15 protein-coding genes and 2 pseudogenes are annotated in these 17,204 nt (G+C 68.3%); 7 read left to right on the top strand and 10 right to left on the bottom strand.

Translation table 11 applies throughout. The features are described 5' to 3' along the window. Window positions 1–43: 43 nt before the first annotated feature. The 3 genes from KAE78_RS15940 to KAE78_RS15950 are packed head-to-tail and all read right to left on the bottom strand — an operon-like array spanning window position 44 to window position 2,281. Window positions 44–553, bottom strand: coding sequence for a hypothetical protein (locus tag KAE78_RS15940; RefSeq protein WP_223172581.1), 510 nt, complete (start codon window positions 551–553; stop codon window positions 44–46). 3 nt (window positions 554–556) lie between these two features. Further along, a complete protein-coding gene (locus KAE78_RS15945) occupies window positions 557–1,582 on the bottom strand; it encodes a hypothetical protein (protein ID WP_223172582.1) in 1,026 nt (341 codons plus the stop codon). 54 nt (window positions 1,583–1,636) lie between these two features. Then, window positions 1,637–2,281, bottom strand: a complete 645-nt coding sequence (locus KAE78_RS15950) for a hypothetical protein (protein WP_223172583.1) — start codon at window positions 2,279–2,281, stop codon at window positions 1,637–1,639. Window positions 2,282–2,951: 670 nt separating this feature from the next. Here KAE78_RS15950 and KAE78_RS15955 point away from each other — a divergent pair. From KAE78_RS15955 to holA, 3 genes and pseudogenes are all read left to right on the top strand, one after another. Next, window positions 2,952–3,598 (top strand): annotated as a pseudogene (locus KAE78_RS15955) (ComEC/Rec2 family competence protein); the annotation flags it as partial. Window positions 3,599–3,773: 175 nt separating this feature from the next. Continuing rightward, window positions 3,774–4,532 carry a ComEC/Rec2 family competence protein gene (locus tag KAE78_RS15960; RefSeq protein ID WP_223172584.1) on the top strand — a complete coding sequence of 253 codons (759 nt, stop codon included), beginning with the start codon at window positions 3,774–3,776 and terminating at the stop codon, window positions 4,530–4,532. A 36-nt stretch (window positions 4,533–4,568) separates the two neighbouring features. Beyond that, on the top strand, window positions 4,569–5,621 hold the full coding sequence (gene holA / locus KAE78_RS15965) for a DNA polymerase III subunit delta (RefSeq protein ID WP_223172585.1): 1,053 nt from the start codon (window positions 4,569–4,571) through the stop codon (window positions 5,619–5,621). A 106-nt stretch (window positions 5,622–5,727) separates the two neighbouring features. Here holA and rpsT read toward each other — a convergent pair whose 3' ends face one another. The 7 genes from rpsT to KAE78_RS15995 form a co-directional block, all read right to left on the bottom strand. Continuing rightward, window positions 5,728–5,988 carry a 30S ribosomal protein S20 gene (gene rpsT, locus KAE78_RS15970; protein ID WP_223172586.1) on the bottom strand — a complete coding sequence of 87 codons (261 nt, stop codon included), beginning with the start codon at window positions 5,986–5,988 and terminating at the stop codon, window positions 5,728–5,730. A 200-nt stretch (window positions 5,989–6,188) separates the two neighbouring features. Then, window positions 6,189–6,524 carry an alpha/beta hydrolase gene (locus KAE78_RS19080; RefSeq protein WP_317451940.1) on the bottom strand — a complete coding sequence of 112 codons (336 nt, stop codon included), beginning with the start codon at window positions 6,522–6,524 and terminating at the stop codon, window positions 6,189–6,191. Then, window positions 6,518–6,877: an alpha/beta hydrolase gene (locus KAE78_RS19085; RefSeq protein ID WP_317451941.1), complete on the bottom strand. Its 360-nt coding sequence runs from the start codon at window positions 6,875–6,877 to the stop codon at window positions 6,518–6,520. Before KAE78_RS19085 ends, KAE78_RS19080 begins: the two co-directional genes overlap by 7 nt. Window positions 6,878–6,992: 115 nt before the next feature. After that, window positions 6,993–10,508 (bottom strand): ExeM/NucH family extracellular endonuclease, encoded by a 3,516-nt coding sequence (locus tag KAE78_RS15980; RefSeq protein ID WP_262927885.1) that lies wholly within the window; start codon window positions 10,506–10,508, stop codon window positions 6,993–6,995. Then, window positions 10,505–11,020: a hypothetical protein gene (locus KAE78_RS15985; protein WP_223172587.1), complete on the bottom strand. Its 516-nt coding sequence runs from the start codon at window positions 11,018–11,020 to the stop codon at window positions 10,505–10,507. Before KAE78_RS15985 ends, KAE78_RS15980 begins: the two co-directional genes overlap by 4 nt. Beyond that, window positions 11,017–11,523, bottom strand: a complete 507-nt coding sequence (locus KAE78_RS15990; protein ID WP_223172588.1) for a hypothetical protein — start codon at window positions 11,521–11,523, stop codon at window positions 11,017–11,019. The genes KAE78_RS15985 and KAE78_RS15990 overlap by 4 nt, the downstream gene beginning before the upstream one ends. Window positions 11,524–11,618: 95 nt before the next feature. Next, window positions 11,619–12,005 carry a hypothetical protein gene (locus KAE78_RS15995; protein ID WP_223172589.1) on the bottom strand — a complete coding sequence of 129 codons (387 nt, stop codon included), beginning with the start codon at window positions 12,003–12,005 and terminating at the stop codon, window positions 11,619–11,621. A gap of 198 nt (window positions 12,006–12,203) precedes the next feature. Here KAE78_RS15995 and lepA point away from each other — a divergent pair. The 4 genes and pseudogenes from lepA to hrcA all read left to right on the top strand — a co-directional run bounded on the left by lepA (window position 12,204) and on the right by hrcA (window position 17,193). Next, window positions 12,204–14,052, top strand: a pseudogene (gene lepA / locus KAE78_RS16000) (translation elongation factor 4). Between the two features lie 138 nt (window positions 14,053–14,190). After that, on the top strand, window positions 14,191–14,772 hold the full coding sequence (locus KAE78_RS16005; RefSeq protein WP_262927913.1) for a DUF1990 family protein: 582 nt from the start codon (window positions 14,191–14,193) through the stop codon (window positions 14,770–14,772). Beyond that, a complete protein-coding gene (gene hemW, locus KAE78_RS16010; RefSeq protein ID WP_223172591.1) occupies window positions 14,772–16,010 on the top strand; it encodes a radical SAM family heme chaperone HemW in 1,239 nt (412 codons plus the stop codon). Before KAE78_RS16005 ends, hemW begins: the two co-directional genes overlap by 1 nt. A gap of 148 nt (window positions 16,011–16,158) precedes the next feature. Then, complete coding sequence (hrcA, locus tag KAE78_RS16015) at window positions 16,159–17,193, top strand: heat-inducible transcriptional repressor HrcA (protein ID WP_223172592.1); 1,035 nt, start codon at window positions 16,159–16,161, stop codon at window positions 17,191–17,193. The last annotated feature ends 11 nt before the right edge of the window (window positions 17,194–17,204 follow it).

The following is a 17,204-nucleotide window of genomic DNA, read 5'->3' on the forward strand; positions in this document are numbered from 1 at the left end:
CGAGCAACTGTGCCGTGGGAGTGCGAACGAGTGATCGGCTCGTTCACTTGCGACCGATAGCGATACGCTCGTAGGCCCGTCGCAGGCGCTTAAGGCACATTCCGATCACGAGGAGAAAGTGTGTCGCGGCGGCGACGGCGATCCCTGTCAGGATCGGCCCAGAACCCTCGGCCCCGATCCAGCCACCACCACCGGCGACGATCAGGAATAGCGCGAGCGCCAGACCCCAGAGGATCGCCCACAGAGTGTTGCTCATGCACTCGTCCACAAGCTTGTAATCATCGGCGACAAGCCGCTTGTCGGCTCCTAACGAGGTCCGCAGCTGGAAGAGAAATACCGCCATCGAGAACAGCAGGCCGGCCACGATTGAGATACCTGCAACGGCGGCCTCCACGTTTGTGAGCTTCGCGCCGAGTATCCACGTCCCCAGCCCAGTGGCCAGCGGCACCAGCGATTGAACTGCGATCGCCAACCAGTCGGGCTTTCGCGTCCGATTGTCGTACAGCGTGCGGAAGTGGTCCACAGGAATCCGCCACAGCGATGCCTTCCCCATGGCCTACTCCTTCCGCTGCTGGCGGCTCCACGCGGGGTCCCAGGTAGCACCCTTTCTATCGCAAAGGTCTGACACTCGATCCGTGCACCGCTCAACGAGCGTCGCAGTGTTCAGGATCTCCTCGGTGGCATCATTGAGCACTTCGCGGATGGCTGGAGCACCTTCCGTGCCTAGTTGGAACTTCTTCGTCCTACCGTCTCGGACCAATGTGACGAACACCTCGTGGTCATCGTCCAGATCTCTTACAGAAACGATCTGGCGCAAAGTTTGCTCGTTCTTGAGGCTCTTCAGCAAACTCCCGGGGAACCTATGTCTTTTCTCAGGTCGAGCGATGTACGAGACCTGGCCGACCTTGACACTCGGTCCGTCGGCAAGGTCGGCGCTCTTGCCCTCAACGCGGACTTCCACCTCGGTCAACTCGGCTGCCTCGGCCCAAGCCTCACCTTCGGTAACTGTGCTCGTCACCATCGTGACCTCGTTGGTGTAGCGGCTGAAGTACGTCTTGAACAACCGCAGGATGTGCCCGCCCGCTGACCCGCGCGTGGACTCCTCCGAGAGAAAGTAGGCGCTTTCGCCCGTCTCCGGCACGAACAACAAGGTTCGGTTTTGGCCAGTGGGGGCGTGGTTGTCGTCGATTTGGCTGACGGGAAGTCCGGTTTCGATGTCAACGAGTTCCCCGGCTTCGCCGTAAGCTCCGACACGAAGGTCGATCAGCTCGACACGAGGCGCCCAGCGCGTGGCGGACGCAACGCTCACCCAGGTCTGCCTGTCCCGACTGTGTGTGTCGCTGGATTTGAGGCCATTAGCCCAGTCGTGGAAGATATCGAGCAGGTCCTCGGCGTTGAGATCCGCAGGCGCGTACGATCGTTCCTTCGGTTTGTGTTTCTGGTGAAAAGTCAGTTCCGAGACAGTCAGGACGCGACGGCCCATAGGTTTCTCCCTCCCGCGAGTAATAACAGCATGGCCTATGCCGGCGACAGTCGCGGGAACTCCGCTCGATTCATGGGCATACAAGTCCGCCAGCGACACGGGCGGGCCACTTCAGCAGCCTCGAATTTCATCCACGACGCACCGGCTACAAAGTCAGCGCCAGATTTCTAGCGCGGCCGGGTTCTGCATCTCCATCTGTGCGACACCGTTGTAGAGGTAGATCTCACCACGTCCACAGATGATCGCGTCTGAAGGGATCCGCTCGAGGTACATATCCCAGAAGATGAACGTAAAGCGATCTGCGGAAGGGTAGTCGCGCCCAACATTAATGAAGGTGCCGTCGGCAGTCTCACGAGCGCTCATGAGCGGGCCACACACTCGCTGCACCGTGCCCGAATGTTGACGCGCTTCATCCCATCCGAGGCCGCCTTCTGGCCAGTCAGGGGTGACAGTTGTCGCTTCAATGCCGAAACTGCACCATCGGTCCTGCCGGAGCAGTTCAACGGCTTCGGGCCGGACGCCATAGCCGAGCAGCTCTTCACATGAATCGATGCGGAAATCGCCTTCGATCGTGTGGGAGATGTAGTCGGTTGCGACCTCGTACTCGTTCGTGCACCGCTCGCTGAGGGATTGCAGGATCGCGTTGATGTCGCCGGTCCCGGTTCGCTCGTAATTGATGGCCGCATCCAGCAATTGCGTGCAGGTTGGTGCGATGTATGTTGAGCTGGAACTTGCCGCACGTGTGCACCCTGTGAGCGCGGCGCCGACAGCCAATGCAGCTAGCGCAACAGCGGCCATCCGAGCGTATGCGTTCATGGCGCCAGCATAGCTAGAGCCGAGTCTGCCAATGGGCGTGGGCGCAAGGGGCGCCGGAACCACGGCGCACCGCACAATGCTTAGCGACGGTGAGACTCACGGTCTGCTGCACGCGCTTGGCATTGCTAATTACGCTCGGTCGTCACGCTTCGAGAGCCAGTACAGGTAGCCCCCTGTCGTTGCGATCGTGAGTAGCGCCACGACCCCAGCGTCCAACTTCCATACTTCTCCTGTTAGCCATACCGTCCCGAAGAGGACGGCACCCAGACCAAGCCATCGGATGAACCACATTGGCCCATTATGGACGAGGCGACCTGCTTCGAGACGACGCGAAGACCAAGAGATTACTGATGTTCCGCAAACGGGTCGACGATACTTTGCACGCCGTGCGCAGCGCAGGTGAAAGCGATTCGCGCACCGTACGTGCAGTCAACGAGAGCCTCAGGAGCGCAGTCGTTTCCGCACGACGAGCAGGTGCGGTAGCCAGTCTCTTGGTCAACCATCTATCGACGATAAAGCACCTCTGCAACGCGAATGAGAAACTGTCCACAGGGCAGCGGCAAAGACCCCTCTGAGCACGATTTGTGACGGACGCGAGGGTGCGTTTTGCACTCATCTCTGTCACGAAAACTACACATCTCGCAGATTGCCTGTGTCAGGGGCGAACTGCGCAATCGTCGTCGGTGCGGTCTACGGCACCGTCGCGCTGCTGCGCGGCGGACGCGGACTGCGCATCCTCCTGGCCGCGGTCGCGCTGGCTGCGTTCGTGATCCTGGTCACGCCCGAACCGAGCGTCATCCGGGCGGCGACCATGGCGGGGCTCGGGATGCTGACCCTGCTCCTCGGGCGCCCCGGCGCCGGAGTCGGTGTGCTGTCGCTGGCGATCGGCATCATCCTGATCGTCGATCCCTGGCTCGCGGCGACCCCGGGCTTCGCGCTCTCGGCGGCCGCCACCGCCGCGCTCATCGTGCTCTCGCGTCCCGTGTCGCGCGGACTCGCGCGCTGGATGCCGGAGCCGATCGCGATCGGGGTCGCCGTCCCCTGGCGGCCCAGCTCGCGTGCGGACCGATCCTCGCCCTGTTCGCCGAGCAGCAGTCGATCGTGGGTGTCGCCGCGAACATGCTCGCCGCTCCCGCGGCACCCATCGCGACCGTGATCGGCCTGCTGGCATGTCTGGCCCTGCCGATCCCGCTGCTTGCCGACCTCTTCGCCGCGAGCGCCTGGCTGCCGGCGGCGTGGATCGCCATGACCGCGCACATCTCGGCGGCACTGCCGGGCGCACGCGTGCTGATCACGCCGGGCATCGGCTCTGCGCTGATCGTCACGGTTCTCACGGTCGCCGTCACGGTCCTCCTCGTACGCGGGCGCGGGGAGGGCGCCCGCACATCATGCTGCGTCGCGCTTCGATCCTGCTCCTCGCCCTCGCGGTCGGTCTCGGCGGGGAAGACTCCTGCTGGGAGGGCCGCTCGCGGCGATGTCCACCCCGCAGGACTGGGCGATCGCTGCCTGCGACGTCGGTCAGGGCGACGCGGTGCTCCTGCGTTCGGCAGGTCGCGTGGCGCTGATCGATACCGGGCCCGACCCTGCTCCGCTGCACGCCTGTCTGAGCGCCCTCGGCGTCGATCGCATTGACTTGCTGATAATTACCCACTTCGATCTGGACCACTTCGGCGGGACGGATGCCGTCATCGGCCGTGTCGGCGTCGTGCTGCACGGACCTGTCGGCGCCGAGAGTGATCGTCGTCTGCTCGAACAGCTCGCGGCATCCGGCGCACAGGTGGTCGAGGGCTTCGCCGGCCAGCACGGCACTCTCGGGGGCGCCGGATGGCAGGTGCTCTGGCCGCAGCGTGACACCCGCGGGTTCGAGGTCGGCAACGACACGAGCCTCGTGCTGGAGTTCGGCGGCGGAGGCCTGCCGCGCACCCTCCTGCTCGGCGATCTCGGCGCCTCGTCGCAGCGGCAGCTGCTCGGCGGCGGACGAGTCCGCGGACCCTACGCGATCGTGAAGATCGCCCATCACGGCAGCCGCGACCAGGAGCCCGCGCTGTATGCGGAGGCGCGCCCGGCCGTCGCGCTCTTCACGGTCGGTGAGAACACCTATGGGCACCCGCATCCCGACGCGCTGGCCATGGTCGATGGCGCGCACATCCTCCGCACGGATCTGCAGGGGAGAGTTCTGCTCAGAGCCGAGGAGGATGCGCTGACGCTGTGGGCGGAGCGACCGGCCGGATGACGCCGAGGTGTCGGATGCCGCGGCTAGGCTGGAGGCATGGCAGCCGCGCGTACTCCCTCCCGTGGCGGTGCGCGCGCCGCGAAGGTTCCTCAGGTCTCCTGGCGGGAACCCCGACCGGCTCCGATCGTGCTCGTCGCAGGGCCTGAAGAGGTGTGCGCGGAGCGGGCGATCGCCGGCATCCGTGACTACCTTCGCGCCGAGGATCCGGCGCTCGAGGTGAGCGATGTCCGCGCCGATGCCTACGAGTCCGGCACGCTTCTCGCGCTGACCTCGCCCTCCCTATTCGGCGAACCGCGCCTCGTGCGGGTTTCGGGAGTCGAGCGCTGCACCGATGACTTCCTCAAGGAGGCCGTCGCCTATCTCGAAGCGCCGCAGGAGGGGGCGACGGTCGTGCTGCGGCACACCGGCGCGAGCGTGCGCGGCAAGAAGCTGCTCGACGCGATCCGCGCAGGTACCGGCGGCGGCATCGAGATCCCGTGCCCGGCGGTCAAACGAGAAAGCGACCGCGTCGACTTCGCGGCGGGGGAGTTCCGCGCCGCGGGCAAGCGCATCGCCGCTCCCGCCCTCCGCACCCTCGTCTCGGCCTTCGCCGACGATCTGACCGAGCTCGCGGCGGCCTGCCAGCAGCTCATCGGCGACGTCGACGGCGACATCACCCCCGAGGTCGTGCAGAAGTACTACGGCGGCCGCGTGGAGGTCTCGGCCTTCGTCGTCGCCGACACCGCGATCGCCGGTCGCTACGGAGAGGCGCTCGTCGCGCTGCGGCACGCCCTGGCATCCGGTGCCGACCCCGTGCCGCTCGTCGCGGCCTTCGCCATGAAGCTGCGCACCATGGCCCGCGTGGCCGGCTCCCGCGAGCCCAGCCGGGCGCTCGCCTCGCGACTCGGCATGAAGGACTGGCAGGTCGACCGCGCCAAGCGTGATCTCGCCGGGTGGAACGAACGCTCCTTGGGCCTGGCGATCCAGGCCACCGCGCGCGCAGATGCCGAGGTCAAGGGCGCCTCACGCGATCCGGTCTTCGCACTCGAGCGCATGGTGACGATCATCGCCACGCGCAAGCCCTTCGGGGAGCCCGACTCCGGTCGTTGAGCGGCGGCGCATTGCGCACCGAGCCGGGGCGTGGGGCGCGGCATCCGAGGGGAAAGCGAACGGCCCGCCTCCCAGGGGAGACGGGCCGTTGCGGAGAATGATGCGCTCAGAGCGCGGCGACCTGCTTGGCGAGAGCCGACTTGCGGTTGGCGGCCTGGTTCTTGTGCACGACGCCCTTGCTGACGGCCTTGTCGAGCTTGGTCGACGCCTTCTTCAGCGAGGCCTCGGCGGCAGCCTTGTCACCGGCCGCGACAGCCTCGCGCGCCTGGCGGACAGCGGTCTTCAGCTCGCTCTTGACGGCCTTATTGCGCTCGCGCGCCTTCTCGTTGGTCTTGTTGCGCTTGATCTGCGACTTGATGTTTGCCACGTGTGGAAACTTTCGTTCAGGGATGTGATGGATGAGTGCCATCGGGAGGAAGAGGGCTCCGTCCGGCGGTCGTGAGGGATGAACCCACACGCAAGCCAAGAATCAACTCTACCAGATCCGGCCTGATGATCGGATTCGGCGGGTCCTCGATGGAGACTCTTTCGGGGAGGTCGCCGCGTTTCGACTCGCCTTCGGCTCGCTCAACGACCGGGAACGTCGGCGTCGCGCTGCAGCGTCGCGACGGCGAGACTCAGCATCGCGTTGAACACCTCGGGGCGCATCGCGGGGAGCAGGTGCGTGGTGCGCGGAACGACGATGAGCTCCGAGTGAGGGCTCAGCCGACGGAACAACTCCTCGTTGACGCGCAGTTGGTCGAGGGCGCCGTTGATCCACCAGACCGGCATGCGCAACCGGGCGACCGCGCGGAGGAGGTCGAGGTCGGCGAGGCTCGCCAGAGCGACATCCTGGGAGTCGTAGGCGTAGCCGCCGGCGGCGAAGTCGCCGCGCGTCTCCGGCGGGAGGGTCGCGGTCAGCACCCGGGAGGTGATCCACTCGCCGTGCTGGGGCAGCGCGGTGAAGGTGCGGGCCAGGAAGCGGTACAGCGCCAGCGCCCGGCCGCGGGGAGCGCCGTGCAGGAGGCGCCGATGAGGCCCGCCACCGGCGGGCGATCGCGGGCTCCCGCGTAGGCGGTCGACAGCAGACCGCCCATCGAGTGCCCGACGAGGAGCACCGGACCCTGGTCGGCGACCGCACGCACGGCCTCGTCGATGGCCGACAGTGCCGCATCCAGTGTGAAGGGCTCGTCGCGGCGCGCACCGTGACCGGGAAGGTCGATGGCGATCGCCGGGATCTGCCGCTGCTCCAGATACTCGATCTGCGCGCGCCACATGCTCCGCGACGTACGGATCCCGTGCACGAGAACGCAGCTGACCACCACGTTCTCAGGATAGGACGAAGCGAGAGGAGCGGTGCTCAGCCCGCGCCGGCACCGCCCTCGCCCTGCCTCAGAGCAGCACGCGCACGCTGGTTCGGCCGCTCTGCGATCCGTTGACGTTCGTCGCATCCGACGGCACGAACACAGCGGTGAACTGGTGGGTGCCGCGGCTCAGGCGCCCGAGCGTATGAGTGGCGAGGCCGCCGCTGACCGTCGAGGTCGCGATCACGTTGCCGTTCGCATCCCGGAACTCGACCGCGCCCTGCGGTGTGCCGCCGCCGCTCTGGACCACCACGGCGACCAGCGTCGTCGGCAGCAGCCCGTTCACGTGGAGAGGCAGCACCGGGAGGACGCCGGTGCTCGTCGTCGCCTTCGTGACAGTGAAGCTCAGCGGCCCCGAGACCGAGGCACCGATGTCGTCGGTGCCGACGAAGCGCGCCGTCACCTCATAGGTGCCCGCTCCGCGGTCGCCGGGGAGCGGAAGGCTGGCCCGCGCCACGCCCTGGCGGCTCAACGCCGACTCGGCGATCACCTCGCCGTCGACGAGGAACTGCACCAGGCCCGTGCCGACCGGCGCACCCTCGCTCGAGACGTGCGCGGTCGCCGTGACGCCGCCTCGGCTGCCGAAGACGGCCGTGGTGCGGTTCAGCTCCAGCGTCGTGGCGGATGCCGCAGAGCTCTGCTCCACCGTCAGCGGCACGCGGAGGACCGTGCCGCTGGGATCGACGCTGATCGTCAGCGTCGCCGTGCCCGGCTCGACGCCGGCCGGGAGCGTGACGGAGACGGATGCCGCGCCGCCAGCGACAGCGAAGTCACCGAGCTCCGTGTCTCCCAGGTGAACGGTGAGGCTCGTGTTCTCCGGCGCCCCGCGGCTGGTGAGGTTCAGCCCGGAGACGTCGAAGGCGACGGTCTCGCCGGGGGCGACGGACTCCGGAACACCCGAGACCTGCACTGCCCGCTTGGCGAAGGAGGGCATGACCGGGGAGTTGTCGGCGAGGTGGTCGACCCAGGCCTCGTAGTCGAGGAATCCGGTGTCGACGGCATCCGTTCCCTCGGTGAAGACCCGGAAGTTGTCGCCGCCGGCGGCGAGGAAGGAGAGCGTCCCGATCCGGTACTCGGCGTCGGGATCGAGCGGCTCGCCGTCGATCGTCACCGAGGTGATGCGCGAGCCCTCCGGCCGGCTCTCGTCGAAGGTGTAGGTCACGTTGTCGGAGAGACCCAGCTGCAGGTACGGCCGCGAGGGGATGTCACCGTTCTCGTCGCGCTGCCACTGCTGCTCGAGCAGCACGGTGAACTGCTCGCCCGTGAGCGTCACGAGCGCCATCGTGTTGTTGAACGGCAGCACGGCATTGGCCTGCGAGAACGAGATCGTTCCGTCGTCGAGACCGGGCACCGCGGACGCCCCGAACTCCGCCTGCGTGTCCCACAGGTCGGCGCGGAGGCCGCCGGGGTTGGTGACCCCGATGACGGCGCCGTTGGGCAGGTCCGCGAGCGAGTCGCGGATCGCGTCGGCGACGAGGTTGCCCAGCGTCGACTCGGCGGCGCGGTCGTCACGGTCCCCGCCCGTCCAGACACCGTCGACGAAGGCTCCGCCGGAGTGCGCGGTGGTGATGTCGGCGCCGACCTCCGCGACGGCGGTGTCGCCGATCTCCGCGGCATCCGCCAGCGCCGCATCCACGATCGCCTTGACCTCGGCGACGCGCTCGTAGGAGTCGGTGAGCTCGTCGTCTGCGGTCGTGGTCCGCGGCACGTTGCGCTCGCTGTGCGCGATCACCTCGTGGGTCGCGGGGTCGATCGTCAGTACGATCTCGCCGATGTGGCCGCCGTAGGAGCCGGTCTGCACGAGCGGGCGGGTCCGCTCGGTGCCGGGGATCGGCGCCGACCACGCGTACTCCTTGTGCGTGTGGCCGGTGAAGATCGCCGCGACCTCGGGCGAGGTCTCGTTCACGATCTGCGCGAAGGCGCCGCCTGCCGCCAGCTCCTCCTCAAGGCTCGAGCCGTCCGGCGTGCCGGCGCCGGCGCCCTCGTGGTAGAGCGCGACGAGGACGTCGGCCTCGCCGTTGCTCTCATCGCCGTCGGTGAGCTGCGCGGCGACGCGGTTGACCGCCTCGACCGGATCGCCGAACGACAGGTCGACGACGCCGGCGGGGGAGACGAGCGCCGGGGTCTCCTCGGTGACGACGCCGATCACGCCGACGGTGAGCTCGCCCGCCTGCAGGAGTGCGTACTCGTCCAGGGCGGCGTCCTCGCTGCCCGCGTGGTAGACATTCGCTCCGAGGTGGGAGAAGTCGGATGCCGGCACCACCCGATCGCGCAGGTCCGCCCACCCGCGATCGAACTCGTGGTTTCCGACGGCCGTCGTGTCGAGATCGAGGGCGTTCAGCACGTCGATCGTCGGCTGATCCTGCGCGATCGCCGACGCGAACAGGGAGGCGCCGATGTTGTCGCCCGAGGAGAGGAACAGCACCGGTCCCGACGCCTCCTCGCGCAGCTGCTCGACGGTGCCGGCGAACTTCACGGTGTCGGCGTCGATCCTCCCGTGGAAGTCGTTGATGCCGAGGAGGGTGAGCTCGACCGGCGGCGCCGCCGCGGCGAGCCCGACGAGCACCGGGTCGTGGTCGGACGAACGGTAGGCGTCGGGCGCGTAGAAGAGCGTGCCGTTATAGTTGTAGCGGCTGTACTCGAGCGCGATCGACTCACCGGAGTTGATGTTCCAGATGTCGCCGCCGGTCGCGCGCTTGCGCGCCGCCTCGTTCAGGAGGATGTGGTCGAGCGACCCTGCCTGCCCGGAGAAGTTGTAGCTGGCGCCGTCGATCCCGAGGGCGAGGGTCGCGTTCGCGTAGCCGTCGTCGTAGAGGATCTGCAGCGGGTCCTCGTGCGTGTAGGAGTTGAAGTCGCCCGCGAGCAGCACAGCCTCGACGTCGCCGCGGACCTCCTCGACCCAGTCGCGCAGGGCGGTCGCCTGGCGCTCGCGGGACTCGTTGGACGCGCCCTGGCCGTCGCCGGCATCCGCGTCTCCGGGCCAAGGGCCGGGCGAGCCCTTCGACTTGAAGTGGTTGACGACGAAGAGGAAGGGGTCGCCGCCGCCCGCGGGTTCGAAGACCTGGCCGATCGGTTCGCGGGCGTTCCCGAACGCCTGCTCCGGCGCGCTCTGGTCGCCCAGGGCCACGGAGTCGCCCACCGGGGTGACCGCATCCGGCTGGAAGATGATCGCGTTGGTGATCACGTCCTGCAGGGTGAGGTCGGGGAGATCGACCGAGGAGGCCACGTAGTCCCAGCGCTCCGATCCCGCGGCGGCGTTGAGCGCGTCGACGAGGGTGGCTGTCGCCTCGTCGGTCTCCTCGCCGAGAGCCGCGGAGTTCTCGATCTCCATGAGGCCCAGCACGTCGGCGTCGAGCGTATTGATCGCCTCGACGATCTTGTCCTGCTGACGCTTCAGGCTCGCCTCGTCCCAGGCGCCGCGCTGCGGGCAGCCGTCGCGCACCGCGATGCCGTTGCCGGCGCGGTCCTCCCAGGCGCGGCAGGAGGCGGTGTCCGCGCCGAGGGTGGTGAAGTAGTTCAGCACGTTGAAGGCGCCGACCGTCACGTCTCCGCCGACGTCTTCCGGGCGGAGGTGCGGATGTCGGAGAACTCGACGAGGTCGTCGCCTGCGCCCGCCTGCACCCAGCTGGTCGGGTTGAACTTCCAGGCGTTGTTTCGCCAGTCGACGATCACGGGCTCGGTGAAGGTGACGGATGCGCCGACGACCACCGGGGCGTCCAGCGAGATGTAGGGCGGGGTCAGGCCGGTGTTTGAGGCGTTCAGGAAGTTCACCGAGGCGCCGTCGTCGAGGATCACGCCGCGCGCCGCGTTGTCGGCGGTGACGGCATCGGCCTCGGCCGAGCCCGGACGCGCCTTGTCGGTCGGCTGCCAGAGCGGAGTGTCGCCGGAGGCGAGACCCACTTCGCCGTACTGGTTCGTGGCGTAGGTGTTGCTGACCGTGAACGTCCCCTGCGGGGCGACGAGCATCGACTCGAGCGTCTCGCGCTCGGCATCCGTCGACGGCCAGGGGACGACGGCGGGCTCCGGGGCCTCGACCTCCTCGTCGAGGACGGTCACGTTCGACGCCGCACCAGGGGCGATCTGGGTGAGACCGTTGAACTCGCCGACGACGCCGGTGACCTCGACGTAGGCGCCGACCGGCTGGATCGCCGCGGACCCGAAGACGAAGACGGCGTCGGAGGCGTCATGGCTGGAGAGGTCGATCTCTCCGCCGGTGCCGGGCGTCTGGATGACGAAGCCGTTGTACCCGCCGGTGGGTAACTTGCGGTCACGACACCGCGAGTGGTGACGGTCTGGCCGACCAGCGGCGAGGTCTCGCCGGTGCCCTGGATCTCGGCGATCGTGCGCGTCTCAGGGTCGGGTTCGGGTTCGGGTTCGGGCTCCGGCTCTTCCTCGTCGTCGCCCGTGGAGTTCTGGGGCGTGGGCGCCCCGACGGCGAAGTCCGCCGCGTTGTCCGCGGTGTTGGCGCTCGCCTCGTCGCGGGAGATGCTCGTCGTGTTGGTCGTGGCCGGCGCCGGCCCGAGACCTGCGTAGTCGGATGCTGCCGGTCCCCAGCCCACGAAGTCGACGACGCTGTCCGCACCGTGCGCGTTTCCGGTCGAGCCGGTGAGCGCGGTCGTGGAGGCGACGAGGGCGATCTTGCCGCCGGTCGCGCTCAGCGCGAGGTTCCCGACGTCATCGGGGTCGGCAGCGGTGTGGTGCCGCCCGTGCCCTGCGCCTGCTGCACGAGGAAATGATCGCCGGGCTCGATCGTGCCGCTGAGCGCGTGCGCGTTGTTGCTGTTGAAAACGCCGGCGCTGGAGGCGTACTGCAGCGTCCACCCTCCAGGTCCACGGGTTCTTCGCCCGTGTTGACCAGCTCCACGAAGTCGTGCGTGAACGTGGCGCCCGAGTTGCCGCCGCCTCCATAGACCTCGTTGATGACGACGGAGGCGTCGGGGAGACCGCGCCGTGCGCGGCGGGGCGGTGACGAGGCCGGTGGTGACCAGCGCGAGGGCGGTGAGCGTGGCGAGAGAGCGCCGACGGGAGTTGCGGTGCGACACAGCGAAGGATCCTCTTCTTGATGATTCGGTCTGACCTGCGTGTGGACCGCCTCCCCGAGGCTCCGGTCCGCTTCAAAGACTGCCCTACAGGGCGGTCCGACGAGGCTAACCCGAAGTGAACGATCGAGGAATTGCCCATTCGGGCAGGCGCATCGGAAGAAAGTCAAGGGCGTGCTGAGCCCGTAGACTCGAAGGAATATGTCTCCACGTGCCCTCACCCCGCTTCAGCCTGCGGCGACACCTGCATCGCAGATCCGGAACTTCTGCATCATCGCGCACATCGACCACGGCAAATCGACCCTGGCCGACCGGATGCTGCAGATCACCGGTGTCGTCGCTGAGCGCGACATGCGGGCCCAGTATCTGGACCGCATGGACATCGAGCGCGAGCGGGGCATCACGATCAAGAGCCAGGCCGTGCGGATGCCGTGGGCCCTCGGCGACGAGGCCGTCGCGCTCAACATGATCGACACCCCCGGACACGTCGACTTCACCTACGAGGTCTCGCGCTCGCTGGCCGCCTGCGAGGGCGCCGTCCTGCTCGTCGACGCCGCACAGGGCATCGAGGCGCAGACGCTGGCGAACCTCTACCTGGCGCTGGAGAACGATCTTCACATCATCCCGGTGCTCAACAAGATCGATCTGCCGGCCGCCGACCCCGAGAAGTTCGCCGCGGAGCTGGCCGGCCTCATCGGCGGCAAGCCCGAGGACGTGCTGCGCGTGAGCGGCAAGACCGGCCAGGGCGTCGAAGAGCTGCTGGATCGGATCGTCGCCGAGATCCCGGCACCGGTCGGCGACGCCGACGCACCCGCCCGCGCGATGATCTTCGACTCGGTCTACGACTCCTATCGCGGCGTCGTCACCTACGTGCGCATGGTCGACGGCTCCCTCTCACCGCGCGAGCGGATCCAGATGATGTCGTCGGGCGCGACGCACGAGCTGCTCGAGATCGGCGTATCGAGCCCCGAGCCGCACCCGAGCAAGGGACTCGGCGTCGGCGAGGTGGGCTACCTCATCACGGGTGTGAAGGACGTCCGCCAGTCGAAGGTCGGCGACACAGTCACGACGGCCCGCAAGCCGGCGACCGAGGCGCTGGCCGGGTACACCGACCCCAAGCCCATGGTCTTCTCGGGATCTACCCGATCGACGGCAGCGACTACGCCGAGCTGCGCGAGGCGCTCGACAAGCTCAAGCTCTCCGACGCCTCGCTGCAGTACGAGCCGGAGACCTCGGTGGCGCTCGGCTTCGGCTTCCGCTGCGGCTTCCTCGGGCTCCTGCACCTGGAGATCATCACCGAGCGCCTCGCCCGCGAGTTCGATCTCGACCTCATCACGACTGCGCCGTCGGTCACTTATGAGGTCGCCACCGACACGGGCGAGACCGTGACGGTGACGAACCCGAGCGAATACCCGGACGGCCGAGTGGCAGCCGTGTCCGAGCCCGTCGTCAAGGTCGGCATCCTGCTCCCGAAGGACTATGTCGGAACCGTCATGGAGCTGTGCCAGTCCCGGCGCGGCTCGCTCCTGGGCATGGACTACCTCTCCGAGGACCGTGTCGAGCTGCGCTACAACATGCCGCTCGGCGAGATCGTCTTCGACTTCTTCGATCAGCTGAAGTCGCGCACGCAGGGCTACGCGAGCCTCGACTACGAGCCCGCCGGCTCGCAGGAGGCCGATCTGGTAAAGGTCGACATCCTGCTGCAGGGCGAGAAGGTCGACGCCTTCAGCTCGATCGTCCACCGCGACAAGGCCTACGCCTACGGCACGCTCATGACCGAGCGGCTGCGCAAGCTCATCCCGCGCCAGCAGTTCGAGGTGCCGATCCAGGCCGCCATCGGCGCCCGGATCATCGCCCGCGAGAACATCCGCGCGATCCGCAAGGACGTGCTCGCCAAGTGCTACGGCGGCGACATCAGCCGCAAGCGCAAGCTCCTGGAGAAGCAGAAGGAGGGCAAAAAACGCATGAAGATGGTCGGACGCGTCGAGGTCCCCAGGAGGCGTTCATCGCCGCGCTCTCCGGCGACGTCGAGGGCAAGGACAAGAAGTAGCGGATGCCGCGGCCGCGGCGCCGTGGCTCACTGCTTGCGCGCAAGGTCCAGGGTTAGGCTTGTCACATGCGGCGCGGTACTTTCCGAGACGAGACGGTCGACTATGCGGCGGTCGGGGCGACTCACGCGCCCGACCTCATGCACTACCCGCCCGAGCGCAGCACTCCCGCCGAGGAGTCGTGGCGCATCGGCAGCGGTGAAGAGCGCTTCCACACGGCGAGCGATGCGCTGCTGTCCTGGACCGCGCAGAAGGCGGCCGGCCTCACCCTCGAGGATGTGCGTCCGGCATCCGGACCCTCGTACGCCGGTGTCAGCTTCGATGCCGAGGGCAAGCCGATCAGCCCCAGCAAGCGCGAGGCCGAGCAGCGTTTCGACGCCGACGGCACGCCGTATGTGGGGCCCGGCATGACGATCCACGTGCGCGGACGCGTCGGCGGCATGAAGGCCGACGCCGAGCTGCGCGTGATCTCGGTGACCGAGGAGGCGCGGCGCGTGGGATTCACCTTGGGCACGGTGGGCGGCTCGGTCGTCAGCGGCGAGGAGTCCTTCGACCTGGAGTGGCGGGAGGACAGCGACGAGGTGTGGTTCACCGTGCGCGCCTTCGACCGGCCGACGAGGATCCTGTACCGGATGCTGCCCGGACTCACCCGCCGGCGTCGCCGTCAGCTGTTCGCCCGCTATCTGCGGGCGATCTCACCGCTGTACGTGACACCCGTGTGATGGCCGGACCACTTCCGGTCGGCGATCCCGCACCGGCGGACGGTGGGCTCCCCGACGATCTCGCCCTCGATCCCTCCATTCCGTTCTCGGTATATCTGCACATCCCCTTCTGTCGGGTGCGCTGCGGCTACTGCGACTTCAATACCTACACGGCGAGCGAGCTGCGCGGCCTGAAGCAGGAGGAGTACGCCGGCACGCTGAAGGACGAGATTACGCTCGCCCGTCGCGTGCTGGGTGATGCTGGAGCGCTGCGGCCGATGTCGACGGTGTTCTTCGGCGGCGGAACGCCGACGCTGCTGCCCGCCGGAGATCTCGCCCGGATGCTGGATGCCGCCGTCGGCGCCTTCCGGCTCGAGCCCGGCGCGGAGATCACCGTCGAGGCCAACCCCGACACCGTCACTCCCGCCGTCGCGCGCACGCTCGCCGATGCCGGGGTGACGCGTGTGTCGATCGGCATGCAGTCGGCGGTCCCGCATGTGCTGGCGGCGTTGGACCGCACGCACGACCCGGAGAACGTCCGCACCGCGGTCGATGCGTCCCGCGACGCCGGACTCGACGTGAGCGTCGATCTCATCTACGGCGCTCCGGGCGAGACGCTCGCCGACTGGGAGGCCTCGCTGGACGAGGCAGTGTCGCTGACATCCGATCACATCTCCGCGTATGCGCTCATCATCGAGGACGGCACCAAGCTCGCGCGGCAGATCCGTCGGGGCGAGGTGCCGGCGCCCGACGACGATCTCCAGGCCGACATGTACGAGCTCGCCGATGCGAAGCTGTCGGATGCCGGATTCGACTGGTACGAGGTCAGCAACTGGGCGCGCCGCTCGACGAGCTCAGGGACCGCATTCGACAAGCGGTCGCGCCACAACCTCGCCTACTGGCGGGGGAGCGACTGGTGGGGCTTCGGTCCTGGAGCGCACAGCCACGTCGCGGGCCTGCGCTGGTGGAACGTGAAGCACCCGGCCGCCTACGCGCAGCGCCTTGCGGCGGGCGAGTCGCCGGCGGCGGGGCGCGAGCGCCCGGACGATGAGGCACGCCTGCTCGAGCGCGTGCTGCTGGAGAGCCGCATCGCCGAAGGGCTCGCGATCGACGTGCTCCCCGCAGACCGCAGGGAGAGGGTCGCCGGCCTCATCGCCGACGGTCTGGTCGACCCCGCCTCCGCGCTGCGCGGCCGCATTCGGCTCACCCTGCGCGGCCGCCTGCTCGCCGACGCGGTGGTGCGTGCGCTGACCGACTGATCTCCCGGCATCCGCACCCCGGTCGTTGAGCGAGGAATCGCACACCGTTTCGTCTCGCTCCGCCTACGGCGGTGCTCGCTCAACGACCGGGGTGGGGAGTCAGGATAGAATTGGCACTCAGAGTTGTCGAGTGCCAAGAGGGAGCATCATGGTCAGTGAGCGCGGACTCCAGGTGCTTCGCGCCATCGTCCAGGACTACGTCGAGACGCACGAGCCCGTCGGCAGCAAGTCGATCGTCGACCGCTACTCCTTCGGCGTGTCGGCGGCGACCATCCGCAACGACATGGCGCAGCTCGAAGACGAAGACCTCATCACCGCCCCCCACACCTCTTCGGGGCGGGTTCCCACCGACAAGGGGTATCGGGTCTTCGTCGACCACCTCGCCCGCATCCGTCCCCTCTCTGCGGCGCAGCGCTCGGCGATCGAGAGCTTCCTGACCGACCCGGCCGACTTCGACGACCTGATGGCACGGTCCGTGCGCGTGCTCACCCGGCTCACCGGCCAGGTCGCGCTGGCTCAGTACCCTTCGTTCGCGACGGCGCAGCTCACGCACGTCGAGGTCGTCGCCCTCGCGCCGAACCGCCTCCTGGTCATCCTCGTGACGGATGCCGGCGGCGTCTCGCAGCGCATCGCGCCGCTGCCGATCGATCTCGACGAGGCCGACCTCGCCGTGCTGCGCGCTCAGCTCGCCTCGGCGCTGACCGGTCGCTCTGTGCGGGACGCCTCCGAGCGTCTGACCACCCTCGTCGACGGGCAGAGCGCCCCGCGCATCGAGCCCGCCCTGCGCGCGCTCGGTGCGGCGATCGGCGAGGAGCTGGGCGAGTTCCGGCAGGAGAAGCTCGTCATGGCGGGTGCGGCGACGCTCGCGCGCCGGGAGCAGGACTTCCGGGGCAGCCTTCACCCGATCCTCGAGGCGATCGAGGAGCAGGTGACGCTGCTGCGGCTCATGAGCGAGATGCGTCCCGACGAGCAGGGGCTCGCCGCGAGCATCGGCACCGAGAACGAGCCCTTCGGCCTGCCCGAGGCCTCGATCGTCGCCAGTGACTACGCCGCCGCCGGCGGCACCGCGCGTCTCGGGGTCATGGGCCCCACGCGCATGGACTATCCGAGCAATCTCGCCGCCGCGCGGGCCGTCGCCCGCTACCTGTCGCGGATGCTCGACGAAGACGAGGCGCGCCGCTGAGCGTGCCGGCA

This window comes from Microbacterium sp. NIBRBAC000506063 (genome assembly GCF_017968845.1).
Lineage (GTDB): Bacteria > Actinomycetota > Actinomycetes > Actinomycetales > Microbacteriaceae > Microbacterium.

What these genes read in the sequence shown, in the direction of transcription:
- hemW (WP_223172591.1), top strand. Translation starts at nt 14,772, where the DNA reads ATGGCCGGACCACTTCCGGTCGGCGATCCCGCACCGGCGGACGGTGGG.
- KAE78_RS15960 (WP_223172584.1), top strand. Translation starts at nt 3,774, where the DNA reads ATGTCCACCCCGCAGGACTGGGCGATCGCTGCCTGCGACGTCGGTCAG.
- KAE78_RS19085 (WP_317451941.1), bottom strand. Translation starts at nt 6,877, where the DNA reads ATGTGGCGCGCGCAGATCGAGTATCTGGAGCAGCGGCAGATCCCGGCG.
- hrcA (WP_223172592.1), top strand. Translation starts at nt 16,159, where the DNA reads ATGGTCAGTGAGCGCGGACTCCAGGTGCTTCGCGCCATCGTCCAGGAC.
- KAE78_RS15950 (WP_223172583.1), bottom strand. Translation starts at nt 2,281, where the DNA reads ATGGCCGCTGTTGCGCTAGCTGCATTGGCTGTCGGCGCCGCGCTCACA.
- KAE78_RS15940 (WP_223172581.1), bottom strand. Translation starts at nt 553, where the DNA reads ATGGGGAAGGCATCGCTGTGGCGGATTCCTGTGGACCACTTCCGCACG.
- holA (WP_223172585.1), top strand. Translation starts at nt 4,569, where the DNA reads ATGGCAGCCGCGCGTACTCCCTCCCGTGGCGGTGCGCGCGCCGCGAAG.
- KAE78_RS16005 (WP_262927913.1), top strand. Translation starts at nt 14,191, where the DNA reads ATGCACTACCCGCCCGAGCGCAGCACTCCCGCCGAGGAGTCGTGGCGC.